This window comes from Nonomuraea sp. PA05 (assembly GCF_008086045.1).
GTDB classification, from domain to species: Bacteria; Actinomycetota; Actinomycetes; order Streptosporangiales; family Streptosporangiaceae; genus Nonomuraea; species Nonomuraea monospora.
On record NZ_VSEY01000017.1, the window covers coordinates 143,507 to 162,344 of the forward strand.

Sequence of the window (18,838 nt, forward strand, 5' to 3'; positions counted from 1 at the left end):
GGCGGGGACAGTGGTGGCGACGGCGAAGGCCGACCCGCAGGACGAGCTGGCCGCCCGGCTGCGGCTGATCCAGGAGCTGTCCGGGCGCGGCGTGCGCGCCCTCGCGCGCGACGCGAACCTCAGCTCGTCGTCGTTGTCGCGTTACCTCACAGGGCGAACAGTGCCACCGTGGCCGGCGGTGATCGCGCTGTGCCGCCTGGTCAGGCGCGACCCGCGCCCGCTGCGTCCCCTGTGGGAACGCGCCTCCAAGGCGCTGCCCGCGCCACCGAACGCGAGCCGCCACCCGCAGCCCTCGTCAGAGACGCCGGCGGCGCCGCGCCCGCCCCGCAACGACCTGCCACGCGACGTGCCCGACTTCACCGGCCGCGAGCCGCAGCTCGCCACCGTGCTGGCGGCGGTGGAGCACAGCCGGGTGGTCGCCGTGGACGGCATGGCGGGCGTCGGCAAGACCTGCCTGGCCGTGCACGCCGCGCACCGGCTCGCCACTGGCTACCCGGACGCCCAGCTCTACCTGGACCTGCACGGCTTCACCGAGGGCCGGGAGCCGCTCGACCCCGACCGCGCGCTGCGCACCCTGCTGGCCGCGCTCGACGTGCCCTCGGAGAAGATCCCGCAGGAGGGCGTCGAGGAGCTGGCCGCCTGCTGGCGCTCGGAGCTGGCGCACCGGCGGGCCGTGGTGGTCCTCGACAACGCCGCCGACGCCACCCAGGTGCGCCCCCTGCTGCCCGGCGCGGGCTCCTCCGTCACCCTGATCACCAGCCGCAACCGGCTGCTTGGCCTGGACGAGGTGCCGCCCGTCTCGCTCGACGTGCTCACTCCGCAGGAGAGCGCTGAGCTGCTGGCCCGCGCCAGCGGCGACGCCGGCGGCCCCGACGGCAGGCTGGCCCGCGACCCGGAGTCGGCGGCCGAGGTGCTGCGGTTGTGCGGCCACCTGCCGCTCGCCCTGCGGCTGGCCGCGGCCCGGCTGCGGCACCGGCCTGGCTGGACCGTCGGCATCCTCGTCGAGCGGATGGCGGAGGGCGCGAGCGAGTTCGACACCGCGTTCGCCATGTCGGTTCGGCAGCTCGACCGGGCCGAGCGGCGGCTGTTCCGGCTGCTGGGCCTGCTGCCCGGCGCGTTCTTCGACGAGTACGTGGCCGCCGCCCTGACCGGGGTGCCGCTGCGCACGGCCCGGACCATGCTGGAGGACCTGCTCGACGCGCACCTCGTCCAGCAGCCCGCCATCGGCCGCTACCGGCTGCACGACCTGGTGCACCAGCACGCGCGGCGGGCCACCGAGGAGCAGGACTCGCCCGCCGAGCGGGAGCAGGCGCTGGGCCGGGTGCTCGACTACTACGTGCACGCCGCGGCCGCCGCCGACGCCGCCATGCCGTTCCTGTCACCCGGCAGGGCCGCCTCCGCGGGCAGCCCGCCGGCCGAGCTGCCGCGCTTCACGAGCAAGGACGCGGCCCTGGCCTGGTTCGGCGCCGAGTACCTCAACCTGCTGGCCGCCTTCGACGCGGCTCTCGCCGCCGGGGCCGACGCGCACGCGTACGAGCTGCCGCGCTTCATGCGCGCCTACTTCTCCAGGCGATGCGGGACGACGCAGCTCAACGTACTGTTCGAGCGGTCGCTGGCCGCCGCGCGACGCCTGGGCGACCCGCTGCGGCTCGCCGAGGCGCACAGCGACCTGGGCTTCGCGCGCTACAACGCGGGCCGCATGGCGGAGGCCGCAGCCGCGTACGAGGCGGCGGCCCCGCTGGCCGCCCAGTCCGGTGACGCCCGCTTCGAGGCCGAGCTGACGATGCGCCGCGGCTACCTGAAGTGGGACGAAGGGTACGTCGAGCAGCCGCTCGGCCTGTTCCGGCTGGCGGGCGAGCTGTACGCGCGGGCCGGCTGCCCGATGGGGGCGGCGCACGCGACGGCGTACGAGGGCTGGGCGATGCTGCAGCTCGGGCACGCCGAGGAGGCGGCCCGCCTGGCGCGCGAGACGCTGGAGCTACGGCACGCCGACCCCGCCTGGCCGCCCACGGTGACGGCCAGGATCACGCTCGGCGTGGCCATCGCCCGCGAGGCGCCCGACGAGGCCGTGGCACACCTGCGCCAGGCGCTGGCGCTGGCCCGCGACGACGGGCACAAGCACAACGAGGCGTGGTGCCTGAACTGCATGGGGGTGGCGCTGCGCCGGATGGGCAGGTACGAGGAGGCGCTGGCCAGCCATCGGAAGGCGTTCGCGCTGCTGGACGAGCTGTTCGAGGAGCACTGGAAGATCCACTTCCTCGACGGTTACGCGGAGACCTGCCGGTGGGCCGGGCTGCCCGAGGAGGCGCTGCGGCTGCACCGGCAGGCGCTGGAGCTGGCGCCGAAGCTGGGCTACCGGTACGCGGAGGCGCTGGCCCACGAGGGGATCGCGGCCGTGCTCGACGCGACGGACCCGCCCGCCGCGGCCGGGCACCGCGCGGCCGGTCAGGCCATCCTCCAGGAGCTCACCCCGCAGGACTGACGGGCTGGGCGGCGTCGGCGTAGCGGCGGGCGAGCTGCGCGAACGCGTCCTTCAGCTCGGCCGGGCCGACCACCTCGATGTCGGCGTCGAACCGGCCGACGGAGGCGGCCAGGCCCCTCCACGACCACGAGCCCAGCACCAGCCAGCACCGCTCCGGACCCAGCTCCTCCACGACCCCGTCACGCACGAAGGGCGACACGACGGAGGCGGGCAGGTCGAGGATCACCTCGCCCCGGCAGGGCCAGTCGCCGGAGGCGTCGCCGCCACGGAACCTGGCGGCCATGAACGCGGCGACCGTGCCTCCGGGCAGCTCGCGCGGGGTGAAGCGGGGCCCCGCCGGGGTGCGCGGGGTGAGGCGGTCGGCGCGGAAGGTGCGCCAGTCCTCGCGGTCGAGGTCCCAGGCGACGAGGTACCAGCGCCCGCCCCAGGTGACCAGGTGGTGCGGCTCCGCGCGGCGCGGCGGGCCGTCGCCTGAGCCGTAGTCGAAGCGCAGCACCTCGCAGGCGTGGACGGCTGCGCTGAGCGTCACCAGCACGCCCGCGCCCACCTGCGGTTCGGGCCGCTCGACGGCGGTGACCTGCAAGGTGTCGATCCGGTGGCGCAGCCGGGCGGGCATCACCTGGCGGACGGTGTTCAGCGCGCGGGCCGAGGCCTCCGCGATGCCGGCGCCGCTGGTGGTGGCGATCCGCAACGCGATGGCCAGCGCGACCGCCTGCTCGTCGTCGAACAGCAGCGGGGGCAGCTCCGAGCCGGCGTCCAGCCGGTAGCCGCCGTCCGGGCCCTTGAAGGTGGTGATCGGGTAGCCGAGCTCGCGCAGGCGATCGACGTCGCGGCGCACGGTGCGCGGGCTGACGTCCAGCCGGTCGGCCAGCAGCGCGCCCGGCCAGTCCCTGCGCGTCTGGAGCAACGAGAGCAGCGCCAGCAGCCGGGCGGAGGTCTTCGGCATGCCTCCCATTGTGCCCGGAGTAGAGGCCACAACCTGACCGCTACCCCTGCCACTGTGGGTCCCGCAAACGAGATGTCCTCGATGACAGGAGCCATAGATGTCCGTCAAGTCCGTCCTGCACCTGAACTTCCGTGGCGAGGCCCGGGCGGCGCTGGAGTTCTACCGGTCCGTGTTCGGCGGCGACCTCGCCGTCGTCACCTACAAGGACACCGGCTACGTGCAGAACCCCGCCGACGCCGACCTCGTGACGTGGGGTCAGGTGCTCGCCGCCGGCGGCTTCCACGTGATGGCCTACGACGTGCCGTCCGCGATGCCGTTCGAGCGGGGCGAGAACTCTTTCTTCCTGTCCGTACGCGGTGCGGACGCGGCGGAGATCACCGCGTACTGGGAGAGGCTCACCGAGGGGGCGGCCGTCGTGCAGCCGCTGGGCCCCTCCCCGTGGGCGCCGCTCTACGGGATGCTCAAGGACCGCTTCGGCGTCGTCTGGGTCCTCGACGTCGCCGACGCGTCCAGTGTGAAGAGATGACCGTTCTCACGACCCGCGCGCTGAACCGGGCGACGCTGGCTCGCCAGCTCCTGCTCGACCGCGCCCCCGTCACCGCACGAGACGCGGTCGCCCACCTGTGCGGCCTGCAAGCACAGGAACCACAGGAGCCGTTCGCGGGTCTCTGGTCCCGGGTGCGCGCCTTCGACCCGGCCGGCCTGTCGAGCCTGCTCACCGGCCGCGACGTGGTCCGCACCCACCTGATGCGCCGCACCGTCCACCTGCTCACCGCCGAGGACACCCTCGCCTGGCGCGCCCGGCACGACGCCATGCTGCGTCAGCGCGTGCTCGGCACCTACCGCCGCGAGCTGGCCGGGGTGGACCTCGACGAGCTGGCGGCGGCGGGCCGGGCGGTGATGGCCGACGGCGTGCCCCGCTCGATGAGCGAGCTGGCACGGGCGGTGGCCGGACGCCGGCCTCAGCAGGGGCCACAGTCGGGGATACAGCCGGGGATACGGCCGCTGGGCGAGATGCTGGTCGCGGCCCTCATCCCGATGGCGCAGCTACCGCCGCGCGGTCTGTGGCGGGCGAAGGCGGGGGTGCGCAACCTGCCGCTTGCGGCCTGGCTGGGGCGCGAGCCCGACCCGCCGCCCGCGGACGGCTCCGACCCGGTGGGCCAGGAGCTGGTGCGCCGCTACCTCGCCGCGTTCGGCCCCGCCGCCGCGGCCGACCTGCGCGCCTGGAGCGGGCTGGCCGGGCTGCCCGCCGCGGTGGCCGCGGTCCGCGAGGAGCTGGTCAGCTTCAGGGACGAGCGGGGCAGGGTGCTGCTCGACCTGCCCGGCGCGCCGCTCCCCGACCCGGACACCCCTGCTCCGGTACGGTTCCTGCCGGCGTTCGACAACGCGATCCTCGGCTACCACGACCGCGCCCGGATCATCGACGACGCCCATCGCGGCCTGTCGGTGGCGGGCGCGCGCGTGGTCCTGGTGGACGGCAGGGTCGCCGCGACCTGGACCGTCGAGGGCGGCGCGGTGACGGTCGCCCCGCTGCGTCCCCTCTCCCGCATCGACCGGGAGGCCGTGGGGGAGGAGGGGCGGGCGCTGGCGTCGTTCCTGTCGGACGGCGAGAGCGACGGCGTACGGATCTCCGTCTGACGGACAGCCTATTCTCTACATCAAGTAGTACTACGAGATGTAGGGGGACGGGGATGCGCGTACTCATCGCGGGAGCAGGCATCGCGGGAGTGGCGGCGGCCAGAGGCTTTCTGGCCGCCGGACACGAGGTCACGGTGCTGGAGCGCTCACCCGCGTTACGCGAGACCGGATGCGCGATCATGATCTGGCACAACGGCACGACCGTGCTGCGTGATCTCGGCGTCCGCATGGAGGGGGCGGGGCAGCGCCTGGACGCCGTCGAGGTCCGCAGCGCCAAGGGCCGCCGCGTGATGGTCATGGACCTGGAACGGCTGTCGGCCGAGTTCGGCGCCCCGGTGGTGTCGCTGCCCCGCCGGGTGCTGCTCGACCGGCTCGCCGAGGGGCTGCCGGAGCACGTCTACCGGTTCGGCGCCCGCGTCACCGGGGTGCACGACGACGGCCGGTCGGTGCGCGTACGGACCGAGGACGGCGCCGAGCACACCGGTGACCTGCTCATCGGGGCCGACGGCGTCAACTCCCAGGTCCGTTCGGCCCTCTTCGGCCACTCGCCCGCGCACCCGACCGGCACGGCGACCTGGCAGGGCCTGATCAAGGCGCCCTTCGACCCCGGCACGCGCGCCCTGCTGTTCCTCGGCCGCCAGGGCGACTTCGGGCTGAACCCGTCCGGCGACGGCACCCTGCAGTGGCTCATCGACTTCCGCCCGCGCCCCGGCGACGTGCACGAGCGCCGTGACCTCGCGCTCGCCGCCCTCAGGCGGCGCTACGGCTCGTGGGGCCCGCCCGTCCCCGACCTGCTGGAGGCGCTGTCGGCGGACGACATCGAGCTGTTCCCGCACCGGCGGCACCGCGCGCCGCTGCGCTGGCGGCGCGGGCGCACGGTCCTGATCGGGGACGCGGCGCACGCCATGCCGCCCACGCTCGCGCAGGGCGCGGGCCAGGGGCTCGAGGACGTGTCCGCGCTCCTGCGCGCCCTGGCCGGCGCGGAACCGGACCAGGCGCTGGACGTCTACGAGCGGCGCAGGCGCCGGCAGGCGACGCTGGCCTCGGTGCTGGCCACCCGGGCCGTCGCGACCGGCGGGCCCCGGGCGCTGCTGACGCAGAGCGAGTGGGCGATGCGCGGCGCCGTCGCCATGCCCGCCGGGCTGGGCACCTGGATGCTGCGCCGGCTTCTCCGGGGGGTCAGCACCAGGCTCTGACGAGATCTTGCTTTGACACCCCTACGGCTAACCGCTATCTATTGGCTAACCGTTAGGCTCGCATGGCTGGATCGAGAGGACGCACGACGTGGCATCACACGCCGCCGGCACCCGGCGTTTCATCACGGACACGGGTGAACCCCGCGGCTGGGCGTCACCCCGAGCGGACCTGGTGACGGCGCTGCTCGGCGTCTGGTTCGGGGCCGGGCTGATGATCGACGCCTGGGCGCACGCCAACCTGGCCGAGCTGGAGACGTTCTTCACCCCGTGGCACGCCGTGTTCTACTCGGGGTTCGCCGTCGTCTCCGGCTGGATCATCTGGCAGGTGTGGCGCAACCTGCGCACCGGGCGGCAGGGGGTGGCGGCCGTGCCCATGGGCTACCTCGCCGGGCTGGTGGCCATCCCGGCGTTCGCCGCCTTCGGGCTCGCCGACCTGACATGGCACACCGTCCTCGGCATCGAGACGACCCTGAACATCTTCTTCAGCCCGTCCCACCTCGGCCTTGTCGTGACGATGCTGCTCATCATCACCACCCCGCTCCGCTCGGCCTGGAGCGCGCCGCACGTCGGCGCCCGGCCCCGGCTCGGCCGGCTGCTGCCCGCGCTGATCGGGCTCGCGTTCGCCACCACGCTGGTGTCGCTGTTCCTGTCGTACGGCGGCGCCCTGCAGTACCGGCCCCAGGTGATCGTCGAGGCGCTGTCCATGGGGCAGGGCCCGGCCGCCGTGCCCCAGGGCGGCGGCCCCAGGCCGGTCGCCGTGGGCGCCGAGCGCGTGGCCGTCGCCATGGTCGTCACCAACGTCGACATGCTCAGCCCGGTGCTGCTCCTGGCGCGCCGCTGGCTGCTGCCGTTCGGCTCGATCACCGTCATGTACGCGATCATCGCGCTCATGCCGGGCGCGCAGACGTCGTTCCGCAACCTGCCGATCCTGGGGGCGTTCGTGGCCGCCGGGCTCGTGAGCGACCTTCTCATCCGCTGGCTGCGGCCCTCGGGCGAGCGGCGCGGCGCCTACTGGGCGTTCGCCGGCCTGTCGGCGTTCGCCACCTGGACGCTCTACCTCGCCGTCGCCTCCGCCTTCGGGGGCGGTCTGCCCGCCGTGCCCGAGCTGTGGACCGGCGCGCCGGTCGTCGCGGGGCTGATCGGGCTGGCGCTCGGCGTGCTGTTCCTGCCCGGACCCGGTACGCCGGCACCGTACGCTTCACTGGAAAGGTGATCGCAACGGAGGCCCGGTGATGAAGAGGTGGCACATCCTGGTCGCGACCTTACTCGTGGCCGTGGCGGCGGCGCTGTTCGTCGTGGGCAGGAGCACGGCCGCCGGGCCGATCACCCTGACCACCGCGGGCACCCGCTACACCGCCACCGTCCTCATCCCCGATCCCCGGCCCGGCCAGGTCACCGTGGAGATCCAGGTGAGCAGGGGCGACGCCGACAGCGTGTCCGTGTCGGCGGTCATGGCCGAGATGGGTCACTCCACACCCGAACTGACCGCCACCGAGGGGCAGCCGGGCCGGTTCGTGGCCGGGGGTGAGCTGTTCCCGATGAGCGGCGTCTGGGAGCTGACCATCCGCCTCGACGGCCCCGCGGGTGAGGAACAACTCGCCGTCAGGGCGCTGATCCCGGACCGGACTGAGTGAGCCGGAGCGCCGCTGCCCGCCTGCCACCTCCGCAGCGGTGGCAGGCGGGCAGCTCAGAGAGGGGTTACCACCACCCGGTGCACACCCATGACCGGCCGTACGTGTTCGGCAGATAGCCGCAGGCCCGGAACATGTAGGCCGAGTCATTCGGACGCGGGACGTAGAACCAGGTCGTGGGCTCGCCCGGGCCGTAATCCCCGTTGCACTTGACGTAGGTGCTCCCGCCGTCGGTGGTGACGTCGAGCCTGACCCGGTCGTACTGGCTGACCGGCGTCCCCGCTGCGACCAGGATGGCCCAGGCGACGTGCTGCCTCCCACCGCCGGCGATGTTGACGTACCCGGTCTCCAGGGCGATCTTGCGGTCGGCGTACTCCCTGGACTTCACCACGCTGCCCCAGTCGCCCGCCTGGTCGCCCGTCAGGTACACACCGAGCTGAGCCTTCGCGCAGGTGGTGGTGGCTTGGGCGGATGCCGGGGCGAGGGCGATGGCCAGGGGCGCGGCGAGTACGGCCGTCAGGGCCGCGGTCGTGCGCCGGCGCAGGGCGGACAGTGACATATGAAACCTCCAGTGCTGTAGACCGATGAAGGGGAGTCAGCCGAGGGGACCGAGGACGCGGTTGAAGGCGTTGGCGAACAAAGGGGTCCCGTCGCGGTTGGGGTGGAAGGACTGCTGGGACGGCAGGGGCAGCAGGTCGGTGGGCACCTCTCCCTCGGTGCGGCCCATGACGATGCCGTGGATGGCGGCGGGTTCTGCGCAGACGGCGTGCCCCTGGAGGTCGGCGAACGGATCGACGAAGTGTGCGGTGAGCGTGTCGTCGCCCGGCTCGGCGGCTACGGCTTCGACCGCGTCGGTGACGGCGAGCCGCATCTCCTGGGTCAGGATGTCGCCCACCTCGTTGAGCCAGGGGCCTTCGGTGTTGGGGTTGATGCCGATCACGCAGCTGCCGCTGTCCTCGAAGAGGACGGGGTAGCCCATGAGCGCGATCTCGGCGTTGGGCGCCCTGGCGTGGATCGCACGCAGGACCTTCACGATGGACGGACGCACCTTCTGCTGGATCAGGTGCGGTTGTGCCTGCCGCAGCGGAATCTCATCCCCCGCGAGAGTCGTGTCCGCGCAGTCCGGGAGGCTGATGCACTGGGTCAGGACCGGGCTGTAGCGGGCGTCGTTGCCGCCGATGGACAGCGTCACCAGCGTGGTGTTCTCGTCGAGGTAGCCCTTGTCGAGCTGGGACAGTTCCCGGTACAGCCCCTGGTTGCGATCGAGGAAGTCGTTGCGCGGATCGGAGGCGGCCAGGACGTTCTCGGTCTGCGCTCCCGAGCAGGCGTGGAGTTGCAGGTCGACGTTGGTGTCCCAGCGGTCGTGACGGGCTCCGATGAGGTCTGCGGAGTCGTAGCTCCTGAGCAGGCGTGGCCAGGCGTACTTCGAGCGGTGGCAGGCGTTGCCGTATTTCCACGTGTAGGTGGGATCGAGGTAGGTGCCCTCGACGCCGCCGCCGTTGTCGTCGGTCTCCGCGTAGTAGTCCCGGCGGGCGTCGGTGGCCGCACCTTCGCCGGAGGCGTAGGAGTCGCCCAGGGCGACCACCATGTGCTTGGGTTTGGCCGGCAGCGGCTGGAAGGCGATGGCGTCCCACGCGATGTCCTCGACCCCTTCGCCGTCGGCGGTGATGTTGGTCAGGGACACCTTGGGTGTGCCGTTGAAGGGGAACACGCCCAGGGAGACCCAGGCGTGCCGCTGAGTTCGCTGCAGGACGGCTCTGGTCTTCGTCCGGCCGTCGCCGAGGTGAACGGTGTAGATCGCCTGCTGGGTGTGTGCGCCCTGGTCGGGCAGGTGCACCATGACCCGGGCCCAGCCGTTGAGGGATTGGCCGAGCTTCCAGGTGCCGGTCACCTGGTGGGCGGGGTTGTCGGCCTGCTGGGTGTGGGCGAACCAGAAATGGCCGCCCATGCCGCCTCCGATCTGATGGAAGTCGATCTTGGATCGGTAGGCGCCGTAACGGTCGGGGGCGAAGGTGAGGCTGAAGGTGCCCTTGTTCGTCCAGGTCCGGGCGCAGTTGGGCCGCACCGATGGCACGCTGTCGGGGACGTCGTCGATGATCAGGGAATTCGCCGGGATGCCGTTGGTGGCGCTGAAGGGGTTGCAGTTGGGCGGGTAGTGCTCGGTGAACAGCCCGTCCTGGCCGAACTTGGGCTCGGCGGCGCCCGGCTTGAAGGTCACCGCCTCGTAGCCGCAGGTCTCCGAGCAGTCCTCCTTCCAGGTGGACGGCTGATGCCACCAGCAGTGGTAGTCGGCTCGCAGGCAGGGCTGGGCCTTGGTGCTGTCACAGAGGTTGCCCGAGTTGCAGAACTGGGAACGCGGGGGCTTGATCGCCGTGCGGTTGGCATCGGTCGTCCACCACGACTGCTGGTAGCCGGGTTCGTAGCCGCCGGTGCGCCAGTCGGACTTGGTGATGGGGAAGGCGGCCCAGCCCATGACCTTCTCCGGATAGGGCCACAGGTTCGGTGTCCGCGCGTCGTCCTGGTCGAGCTCCAGAAAGGGAGCCCGGTTGGCGGGGTAGTCGGGGTTGATCGGGTTGTTGGACCAGCCCAGTCCCCAGTTCCCGTCCGGATCGGTGCAGGCCGGGCCAGGCACGCAGCCGCTGGGGTTGCCCATGCTGGGGCTTCCCGGCTGCACGCCGGTGTTGTAGGCCCACACCGCCGCGAACCAGTTCTCGATCCGCGACGGGTCGGCGTTGTTGATTTTGACGTGGTCGTGGAGCTGGTTCCACTTCTCCTGGAGGATGCGCACGCCCGCGGCGATGTTCGTGGCGTAGTCGAGGGCGATCGCGCGCTGGGAGGTCTCGGACAGGCCGCCGCCGACCCGCATCCGGTCAGTGATCTGAGCCACGCCGTACCCGCAGTCCGCCTCGCCCCACAGGACGGTCCAGCCGTCGGGCGCGGAGCGGTTGCCGTAGAAGTCGCCGACCAGGGGATTGCCGGTGACGCCTTCCAAGGCGTGATAGGAGGCCTGCCACATGTTCGATTCCTGCGCCAGGATGCCCAGCATGATCTGAGCCGGGATCCGCCCTCCGCCCTTGAGGGCCAGCGGTGGGAACAGTTGCTGCGGCGACCAGGCGCTCAGCCCTGACTGGTTCCAGTTCGTGGGTCGCTGAAGGGTCAGCGCGCCCTGCACCGCGAGGTTCGCCGCCCATTCCACCTGCCGCCAATGAGGCTGGAGCACCTGGCGGCGAGGGTCGTTGCGCGCTATGGAACAGGTCCGGTCGTCGTCGACCGGATCGACCGGGGAACCGGCGGCCCGGGCTCCCTCCGGACGCGCGCCGGCCGTTGCCCTTGAAGGCCCGCCGGGCCGGATGCCGAATTCGACCGCGGCCCCTGTTCGCGTCGACGTTCCGCGCAGCCGGACCGGCAGGCCCCGCCCTGGCAGGGACACCGGCGCGGACCCGGAGCCGTCGTGCGTGACGATCATCCGGCCCCGGGTGGACACATCCGCACGAGGCGACGCGTTCACGCGGCCGATCGAGGCGGGCGGTGACATCACCTGGGTGGGGGTGCCGACCAGGAACGCCTGGCCGGCGGCGCCGCGAGCCAGCGCGAGGTCGCTCAGCCCGCCACGAGCGAACGTGCGAGCGCGGGCCTCGCCGGCGAGCAGATGCTCGGCGACGGCGGTGCGGTCGTCCTCGGCCCGCAGGAAGCTCACCCCGCCGTGCGCGTCCGGCCGCAGATGGTACGGCGTGCCGCGGACGGCGGCCTTGACGGCAACCTTGCCGTCCTGACCGATCCGCACCAGGCCGTCGCCACCCGCGGCCACGATCTCATCGCCCACCGGGACCGCGGAGGTTACCTGGCCGGGCACCTCGTGGCGGCCGATGACCTCGCCCGTCGCGGCATCGAGCCGGTGCAGCCTGGTGGCGCCGAGCCGCTGCCCGCCCGATTGGCTGAGCACCGTCTGCTCGCCGGCCCCGCACCCCGGATTGTGGTAGGCGAGCGAGACACGAACGTCCAGCTTCCGGACCTTCCCGGTGGCCAGGTCCACGACCGCGGCGAAGGCGCCGCGCTGGAAGAGGGCTTCCGAGTTGGTGTACTGGCGCGGCGCGTACACCACGACCGCGCGCTTGCCCGAGCCGGTCAGGCACACGTTGCCGATCCATCGATCGGTCTCGTGTCCGGGCTCGGACAGCGTGGCCGCCGTACGCCACGTGTAGCCCTTCCCGGCCTCGGCCACCAGGAGGTGCAGGCCGGTCGAGTCGCCCGCGGTGGTCCAGGCGAGGTCGTCGGACGACGCCCAGCCGGTGCCGAGCAGCTCGTCACGCCGGGCGGGATCGACCGTGGCCGACTCAGGCGCAGGAGCCGATGCCGGCGAGGCGGGCGGCGACTGGGCTGAAGAGGGCGGGGGTGTCGCGGCGGCGGGCCGCGCCGGGACGTGCATCGCGGCACCGGCCGCCGCGATGGTCAGCGCCACCAGCGGGGCCTGCCATCGCCTGGATAACGGGATCCGGCTCTGCACCGGCACTCCTTTCCTGGTTCAGTGGAGCGGTCTAGTACCAGTCGGTGCAGCGTTCCTTGATGGCGCCGTACGCCAGGCCGCAGGCACGGAAGACGACATCCGGGTCCGGGCTGGTGTAATGCGCCGGCGTGCGCTTTCCGACCCTGCCGCTGCCGCTCAAGGTGAAGGGGCCGCACTGGAACCAGTAGTGGCCTCCGTCGTGGGAGACGTCGAACCAGACCTTGTCACCCGAGAAGCCGGTGATCGACGCCCAGCCGGCCCCCTTGCCGTTGACCGTGCCGAACCACAGGTTGAGGTAGGTCGAGGAGCCCGGGCTCTCCGATGCCCCGACGTACGCGTTGGTCGCGTTGGCGGCGCTCGGCCACGAGGCGCAGTCCTCGGGGGCGGCCCAGGCCTGATTCGCCGTGAAAGCGCCGGCCGAGAGAGTCAGGGCCAGAGCACCCAGCGTCGCGCTGAGACGCGTGCGCAGCAGCTTCATTCGATGTCCTTCCGCGTTCTGGTCGTTGAGGGTCGCTCACCGTCGCCGGACCGGTGTGAACGTGTCCGGCCCACGGCTGCGGAGATCAGTCTTGGTCGGCCGAGGATTGTCCAACAGCCCGTTTCACCAGTGCAGACAAAAACTTCCTGGCAGCGGAACGTCCGGATCGGGCCGCGTTGAAGCTCTGTACTCCCCGGACTCTGCACGCATTCCGGACGGCCGAATCGGGGGAGATGTTGGGACGTCGCGAACAGCCACTGGATCCGACCGGCGGGCCCATTGCCCGCTTCGCCACCGAGTTGCGCAAGCTTCGCCATGAGGCCGGTACGCCGACCTACCGGGTGATGGCCGCCCGCGCCCACTACTCCACCGCGACCCTGGCACACGCCGCCGCGGGCGACAGGCTGCCCTCGCTCGACGTGACGCTGGCCTACGTGCGGGCGTGCGACGGCGACCAAGAGCACTGGCGGCGCCGCTGGGAGGAGACCAGCGAGGAGGTCCTCGAACTCGCCGCGGCCGGCCGCGACAACGATAAGGCCCCGTACCTCGGGCTGGCGCGCTTCGAGGAAGACGACCACGCCCGCTTCTTCGGTCGTGACGCGCCGGCTGAGCGGCTGACCGCGCTGGTCCGCGCGCACCGCCTGGTCCTGCTGGCCGGCCCGTCGGGCAGCGGCAAGTCCTCGCTGTTGCGTGCGGGTCTGATTCCCCGCTTGCGGCCGTCGCCGTCGGTCCGGATCGTGACCCCGGGAGCGGAGCCGAAGATCACCTACGATCCGGCCGACGACGTGATCATCGTCGACCAGTTCGAGGAGCTCTTCACGCTCTGTGCCGACGCGGCGGAGCGCGACGCCTTCGTCGCCGCGCTCCTGGCCGTCGCCGGGGGCCGGAGCGGCGCCCGGGTGGTGATCGCCGTGCGGGCCGACTTCTTCGGCCGTTGCGCCGAGCACCGCGCACTGGCGGAGGCGGTGCAGGAGTCGACGCTGCTGGTCGGGCCGATGAGCGCGGCCGAGTTGCGTGAGGCGATCGTCAAGCCCGCGGCCACCGCGGGGCTGATCGTCGAACGTGAGCTGACCGCCCGCATCATCGACGAGGTCGACGGTGAGCCCGGCGGATTGCCGCTGATGTCCCACGCGCTGCTGGAGACCTGGCGCCGCCGTACAGGAAAGGCCCTGACAACCGCCGCGTACGAGGCGACAGGCGGCATTCACGCCGCCATCGCCCGCACCTGCGAAGCCTTCTACGCCGAACTCGCCCCGAACCAGCAGGAACGGCTGCGGCACCTGCTGTTACACCTGGTCGAGCCGGGTTGCGACACGCCCGACACCCGCCGCCCGGCCGGCCGCGCCCAGCTGCCGGGCGACGGCGACACCGGGTTCCTGCTGGATCGGCTGGCGGCGGCGAGGCTGATCACTCTCGGCGAGGACACGGTCGAGCTGGCCCACGAGGCGCTGCTCACGGCCTGGCCTCGGCTGCGCGGCTGGATCGAGGAGGATCGGGAGCGGATCCGGTTGCAACGCCGGCTGACCGAGGCGGCCTCCGCCTGGCGGGACCATGATCGCGACTCGGGCGGCCTTTATCGCGGGGTGCGCCTGTCGGCCGCCTGCGAGGAGTTCACCGTCCAGGAGAAGCCCTCGAAAGGCTGGGGCAGGCAGCCGCGGACGATATCGGCGGAGCTCGGTGCGCTGGAACGCGAATTCCTCGCCGCCAGCGTCGCCGCCAGGCAGGGAGAGCGGCGCTCCCGCACGCGACGGACGGCGGCGATCGCCGGGCTGCTCGTCCTGACGCTGGTGGCGGCCCTGCTGGCCTGGCAGCAGAACGTGACCGGCCAGACCCGCCAGCGCGAGGCCGACGCCCGCCGCGCCGCCGCCGTCGCGGACAGCCTGCGCGACACGGACCCGGTCACGGCGATGCGCCTCAGCCTGGCCGCCTGGCAGGTCGCCGACCTGCCCGAGACCCGCTCGGCCCTGCTGGCGGCGGGCGCCCAACGCCCCCAGGACGTCTTCACCGACCCTGACGGCGCCGTCAAGACCAGGCGCTACCTCAGCACCGACGGCCGGACCCTGGTCAGTGTGGGCACGGACCAGGTCTCCACCTGGGACCTGGACACACACCGCAGGACGGCGCTCTTCCCAGGACTGGGCGCCTACCACAAGCACGTGGGGGCGCGGAGGGGCGACGCGTGGATCGTGCCCATGCTGAGATCGGACGGAACGGTGGTGACGTGGGATCTGACCGTCGGCCGCCAGGACGAGAGGGAACTGGGCCGCGTCAACAGCGGGTTCGAGATGGGGATGAGCGGCCGCAGTGCCATCGGCTACCACGCCGGCGGCTCCACGTATCGGATCCAGGTGTGGGACCTCGCCCGGCGGCGTGAGCTTCTGCAGTTGAACGTCCGTCGCGAGGCGCCGTCGGGGCCGTTGAGTGTGTCGTGGGACAACGGGGCCGGCATGGTGCGTAGCAATGCCGACAAACGGACCTTCACCGATCCGGGCTTCCCGGACGCGACGCTCAGCCCGGACGACCGGTACCTGGCACTGTGCGTTCCAGGACAGCGGCCGCAGGTGTGGGACGTTCGGGCGGGCCGCAGGATGGACTTCCCCCGGGCGCCAGTCATGACCCGGCGGCAGTGCCAGTACGAGTTGGTGCGCTTCACGCCCGACAGCCGGCGTCTGGCGATCGTCACCGAGGCGGCGGTCCGCCTGTGGGACCTCGCCTCCGCGGCAGAAGTGGCGACCATCGCCCACGAAGGCGTCAGGGAGATCGGCTTCAGCGCGGACGGGGCCTTCCTGGCCGCCTCCGACGGGGTCGACCTCATCATGTGGCGAGTCTCGTGGCCTGACGAGCCCGTGTTCCGCCATTCCCTCATGGGCGAGCAGGTCTTCGATCTTCGTGTCGATCCGCAGGGGCGCCGGATCCGCTACCTGGGCGGCTCCGGCAACAGCTGGCCGGCCACCGTACGCACCCTCGATCTGGGCTCCGCCATCACCCCGGAGTGGCAGGACGCCGTCGTGCACAATGCGGTGTTCAGTCCTGACGGTACCGTTCTGGCGCTCGCCTACCCGCTGCTGGAGCCGGGGAACGTGCTGTTCAGGCTTCACCGGCCGCTGTCCGGCGGACCGTCCACCGACCTGCCGAAACTCGCCTGCCCGCACCCGCCGGAGATGCCGGGCTGTTCGGTCCTGCTCGCCTTCGACTCCGACGGCGGGACGCTGGCCTTCGGCGGCTCACCGGACCGGCCCGGGCGGCCGGCCCGCGTATCCCTGTGGGACGTGGCCGGCGGGCGCACGACGGACACGCTCGTGCTGGAAACGGGCGAGGAGCCGGGGGCGGGGGCGATCGCGTTCGCGCCGGACGACACGTCGCTGCTGGTCGCCTCGCTGCCCGAGAACGGGACGGCCAAGGTGTGGGATCTGCGCAGGCGCGTCATCACCAAGACGCTGGCCGCCGTCACCGCGCACCGCATCTCCGTCCATCCCAGCCGGCCGCTCGTGGTCACGTCGATGGGCGACGTCGTGGATCTGCGATCGGCCGCGAAGAATCCGGCCTCGTCCAGCCCCGGCGCCACCCAGGCGGAGGCCTTCAGCCCTGGCGGCGGCTACCTGGCCACGGGCGACAGCTCGGGCAAGACCGTCCTGTGGGACGGTGCCGTACGGCGCCGCGTCGGCGTGCTCGGCACCTCCGCCGCGGGCGGCTCGAATCAACGCCGGGCGATCACCGCGCTGGCGTTCTCCCGCGACGAGTCCGTGCTGGCGGTCGGCACCGCCGGCGGCGTGCTGCAACTGTGGGACGTCGCCTCCCGCCAGCCCATCGGAACGCCCCTGCCCACCCCCGGCGACGGCATCATGGCCCTCTCCTTCAGCGCCGACGGCGACACCCTGTACGCCGCCGGTCAGCACGTGCCGGTCCAGCGCTACGACCTCGGCCCGGCCGCCACGGTGGCGACCGTGTGCCGTCGCGCCGGCGGCGGGTTGCCGGAGGCGGATTGGCGGACCTACTTGCCGCGGCTCCCGTACCAGCAGACCTGCCCGCCCTCGGAGCGCCCCGCGGGCGGCTCGGCTCGTGGCGGCTGATCCACGTCCTCACTCGCTCTGTCCGTCCTGACGCAGGACGGCGGCCACCTGCGCGGGATGGGTGAGCTGCGGGTAGTGCCCGGCCCCTTCGATCGTGGTCACGGGCCGGTCCACCGCCACGGTCAGCGGGTCGGCCGAGCCCACGATGATCTCCACGGGGACGTTCACCTGGGTGAGAAGCTCACGCAGCTCGTCCCGTACGGCATGGGCGGCCCGCAGCGCCCCCACCACCCGCCGCGCCTGACCGGGGCGCGCCAGGTTCGCCGCCGCGGCGGCGACGGCCGGGCCTTCGGGGACGCCGAGCGCACCGGCCAGCCGGGTGGCGGACATTCGCCTTAGCAGGAGCGCGGCCGGTGGCGTCCGTCGCAGCCATGGCGTCGGCGCCTGGAGGAAGGCCGGGGCGATCAGCACCAGCCGCGAGACCCGGTCCGGGTGCGCCGCCGCGTAGCGGAGGGCGGGGGCGCAGGCCAGCGAGTGCGCCACCAGCACCGGCCTGCTTCCGGCCAGCAGCTCATCAAGCCACGCCCCGGCGGACCCGCTCGGAGGCTGATCGGCGGGCCGTGTCCCCAAGCGCCCGCTCGGAGGCTCATCGGCGGGCCGCGTCCCAATGCGCCCGCTCGGAGGCTCATCGGTGAGCCACTCCCCGGCGGCCCTGCCGCTCAGGACCCGCTCACCGGCGGGCCCGTGGGCGGGTCCTGAGCGGCCCAGGCCGGGCAGGTCGGCCGCCAGCACGGGCCCGTCGAGCCGGTCGGCCACCTCCTGCCACGAGCCGGAGTCCAGCGGCAGCCCGTGCAGCAGCACGTGCCCCGGCTCTTCGCGCGCCCCGGTGACCCAGGTCGCGATGCCCGCCACCTGCTGGTATCCGTACGGACCGCGCGGCGTCTCCCCGTCGCCGAACCGCGCGGCCACCAGATCGTCGGCCCAGCTCGTGAGCGCGCTCTCGACCGGCGGCATCCGCAGCCCCGCCTTCTCGGCAAGGGCCTGGGCGGACGCGGTGTCGTACCGATCGGTGGACAGAAAGGCCAAGGTCTCGGGATCGGCCCTGGTCAGCGTGCGGGGGAGCCGCCGCAGCAGCCCGACCGGCACCGCAAGCCCCGGCGCCCGCACCCCCATGTGCCGCGCGAGCAGCCCGACAAGCTCCGGCAACACCGGCGTCCCCTCATCGAGCACCCAGTACGCCCCCTCCTCCCACTCAGGCATCTCAGCCAGAAAAGCCGCGAAATATCCGGCCTCCACCACGGGCACGAACACCTCCCGCCCTCCGGGAAGCGCAGGCAGCCGCCCGTGCCACAGGTCGGACACCACGGAGGCGAGCCCGATGAACTGCCCAGGTCCGATCACGGTGGACGGGTTCGCGATGCTCAGCGGGATGCCCCGCTCCCGGGCGCGCGCCCGCACGGCCGCGTCCCCCTCCACCTTGGACGCCTCGTACGCGCCCAGCCGCCGGTAGTCGGGCGGCTCGTCCACCCCGCCGACCCGGTAACCGCTGACGTGCACCACGCGGCGGAGCCCGGGCCGGGTGGCGGCCCAGTCGAGCACGTTCAGCGCTCCTGTCACGTTCGTGGCGCGCGCCTCCTCGTCGCTCAGCCCGAACGCGTACCGTCCCGCGCAGTTGTAGACGTCACGGACGTGGGTCAGCTCGTCGGGAGGCAGGCCGAGGCCGCGCAGGGTGATGTCGGCCCGGACGACGGTCAGCCCGTCCACCGGCACATCTTCCCTGGTCAGCCAGGCCGTGAGGCCGTCGGCGCCGCGGATCGTCGCGGCGACGGCCCGGCCGCGGCGCAGCAGCTCCGCGACCAGGAAGCGCCCGACGAGGCCGGAGGCGCCGAAGACGATCGAATCGGGTTCCATGCCCACTCTCTCTTTAGACCGGTCTACATATTTTTGGGACAC

Annotated in this window: 12 protein-coding genes; 7 read left to right on the forward strand and 5 right to left on the reverse strand. The window is 72.7% G+C overall.

Translation table 11 applies throughout. The features are described from left to right. Window positions 1-10 precede the first annotated feature (10 nt). Window positions 11-2,482 (forward strand): XRE family transcriptional regulator, encoded by a 2,472-nt coding sequence (locus tag FXF51_RS26525; RefSeq protein WP_148437376.1) that lies wholly within the window; start codon window positions 11-13, stop codon window positions 2,480-2,482. On the opposite strand, the gene FXF51_RS26530 is transcribed toward FXF51_RS26525, so the two are convergent. After that, window positions 2,466-3,428, reverse strand: a complete 963-nt coding sequence (locus tag FXF51_RS26530; RefSeq protein WP_148437377.1) for a helix-turn-helix transcriptional regulator — start codon at window positions 3,426-3,428, stop codon at window positions 2,466-2,468. The two genes, FXF51_RS26525 and FXF51_RS26530, sit on opposite strands and share 17 nt — an antisense overlap. Window positions 3,429-3,525: 97 nt before the next feature. On the opposite strand from FXF51_RS26530, the gene FXF51_RS26535 reads away from it, so the two are divergent. From FXF51_RS26535 to FXF51_RS26555, 5 genes are all read left to right on the forward strand, one after another. Next, window positions 3,526-3,954 carry a VOC family protein gene (locus FXF51_RS26535; RefSeq protein ID WP_148437378.1) on the forward strand — a complete coding sequence of 143 codons (429 nt, stop codon included), beginning with the start codon at window positions 3,526-3,528 and terminating at the stop codon, window positions 3,952-3,954. Continuing rightward, entirely contained in the window at window positions 3,951-5,066 is a 1,116-nt protein-coding gene (locus tag FXF51_RS26540) for a winged helix DNA-binding domain-containing protein (protein WP_148437379.1), read from the forward strand. Before FXF51_RS26535 ends, FXF51_RS26540 begins: the two co-directional genes overlap by 4 nt. Before the next feature lie 53 nt (window positions 5,067-5,119). Continuing rightward, window positions 5,120-6,262 carry an FAD-dependent oxidoreductase gene (locus FXF51_RS26545; RefSeq protein ID WP_148437380.1) on the forward strand — a complete coding sequence of 381 codons (1,143 nt, stop codon included), beginning with the start codon at window positions 5,120-5,122 and terminating at the stop codon, window positions 6,260-6,262. A gap of 88 nt (window positions 6,263-6,350) precedes the next feature. After that, window positions 6,351-7,475, forward strand: coding sequence for a hypothetical protein (locus FXF51_RS26550; RefSeq protein ID WP_262379849.1), 1,125 nt, complete (start codon window positions 6,351-6,353; stop codon window positions 7,473-7,475). A gap of 19 nt (window positions 7,476-7,494) precedes the next feature. Next, complete coding sequence (locus FXF51_RS26555; protein ID WP_148437381.1) at window positions 7,495-7,896, forward strand: hypothetical protein; 402 nt, start codon at window positions 7,495-7,497, stop codon at window positions 7,894-7,896. A gap of 64 nt (window positions 7,897-7,960) precedes the next feature. Here FXF51_RS26555 and FXF51_RS26560 read toward each other — a convergent pair whose 3' ends face one another. From FXF51_RS26560 to FXF51_RS26570, 3 genes are read right to left on the reverse strand one after another with little or no spacing between them, the layout of a single operon-like run. Next, a complete protein-coding gene (locus FXF51_RS26560) occupies window positions 7,961-8,452 on the reverse strand; it encodes a hypothetical protein (RefSeq protein WP_148437382.1) in 492 nt (163 codons plus the stop codon). A 36-nt stretch (window positions 8,453-8,488) separates the two neighbouring features. Beyond that, window positions 8,489-12,397 carry a GDSL-type esterase/lipase family protein gene (locus FXF51_RS26565; RefSeq protein ID WP_148437383.1) on the reverse strand — a complete coding sequence of 1,303 codons (3,909 nt, stop codon included), beginning with the start codon at window positions 12,395-12,397 and terminating at the stop codon, window positions 8,489-8,491. Window positions 12,398-12,428: 31 nt separating this feature from the next. Beyond that, the gene (locus FXF51_RS26570) at window positions 12,429-12,875 is read right to left on the reverse strand and encodes a hypothetical protein (protein WP_148437384.1); all 447 of its coding nucleotides are present in this window, start codon (window positions 12,873-12,875) and stop codon (window positions 12,429-12,431) included. Window positions 12,876-13,108: 233 nt separating this feature from the next. Here FXF51_RS26570 and FXF51_RS26575 point away from each other — a divergent pair, with 233 nt between their 5' ends. Then, on the forward strand, window positions 13,109-16,945 hold the full coding sequence (locus tag FXF51_RS26575; protein WP_222871470.1) for a hypothetical protein: 3,837 nt from the start codon (window positions 13,109-13,111) through the stop codon (window positions 16,943-16,945). Between the two features lie 9 nt (window positions 16,946-16,954). Here FXF51_RS26575 and FXF51_RS26580 read toward each other — a convergent pair whose 3' ends face one another. Beyond that, on the reverse strand, window positions 16,955-18,796 hold the full coding sequence (locus tag FXF51_RS26580) for an alpha/beta fold hydrolase (RefSeq protein WP_148437385.1): 1,842 nt from the start codon (window positions 18,794-18,796) through the stop codon (window positions 16,955-16,957). Between the last annotated feature and the right edge of the window lie 42 nt (window positions 18,797-18,838).

Excerpts from the sequence above, each read along its gene's own strand:
- FXF51_RS26530 (WP_148437377.1), bottom strand. The coding sequence starts at position 3,428 with ATGCCGAAGACCTCCGCCCGGCTGCTGGCGCTGCTCTCGTTGCTCCAG.
- FXF51_RS26535 (WP_148437378.1), top strand. The coding sequence starts at position 3,526 with ATGTCCGTCAAGTCCGTCCTGCACCTGAACTTCCGTGGCGAGGCCCGG.
- FXF51_RS26540 (WP_148437379.1), top strand. The coding sequence starts at position 3,951 with ATGACCGTTCTCACGACCCGCGCGCTGAACCGGGCGACGCTGGCTCGC.
- FXF51_RS26545 (WP_148437380.1), top strand. The coding sequence starts at position 5,120 with ATGCGCGTACTCATCGCGGGAGCAGGCATCGCGGGAGTGGCGGCGGCC.
- FXF51_RS26555 (WP_148437381.1), top strand. The coding sequence starts at position 7,495 with ATGAAGAGGTGGCACATCCTGGTCGCGACCTTACTCGTGGCCGTGGCG.
- FXF51_RS26560 (WP_148437382.1), bottom strand. The coding sequence starts at position 8,452 with ATGTCACTGTCCGCCCTGCGCCGGCGCACGACCGCGGCCCTGACGGCC.
- FXF51_RS26570 (WP_148437384.1), bottom strand. The coding sequence starts at position 12,875 with ATGAAGCTGCTGCGCACGCGTCTCAGCGCGACGCTGGGTGCTCTGGCC.
- FXF51_RS26575 (WP_222871470.1), top strand. The coding sequence starts at position 13,109 with ATGTTGGGACGTCGCGAACAGCCACTGGATCCGACCGGCGGGCCCATT.
- FXF51_RS26580 (WP_148437385.1), bottom strand. The coding sequence starts at position 18,796 with ATGGAACCCGATTCGATCGTCTTCGGCGCCTCCGGCCTCGTCGGGCGC.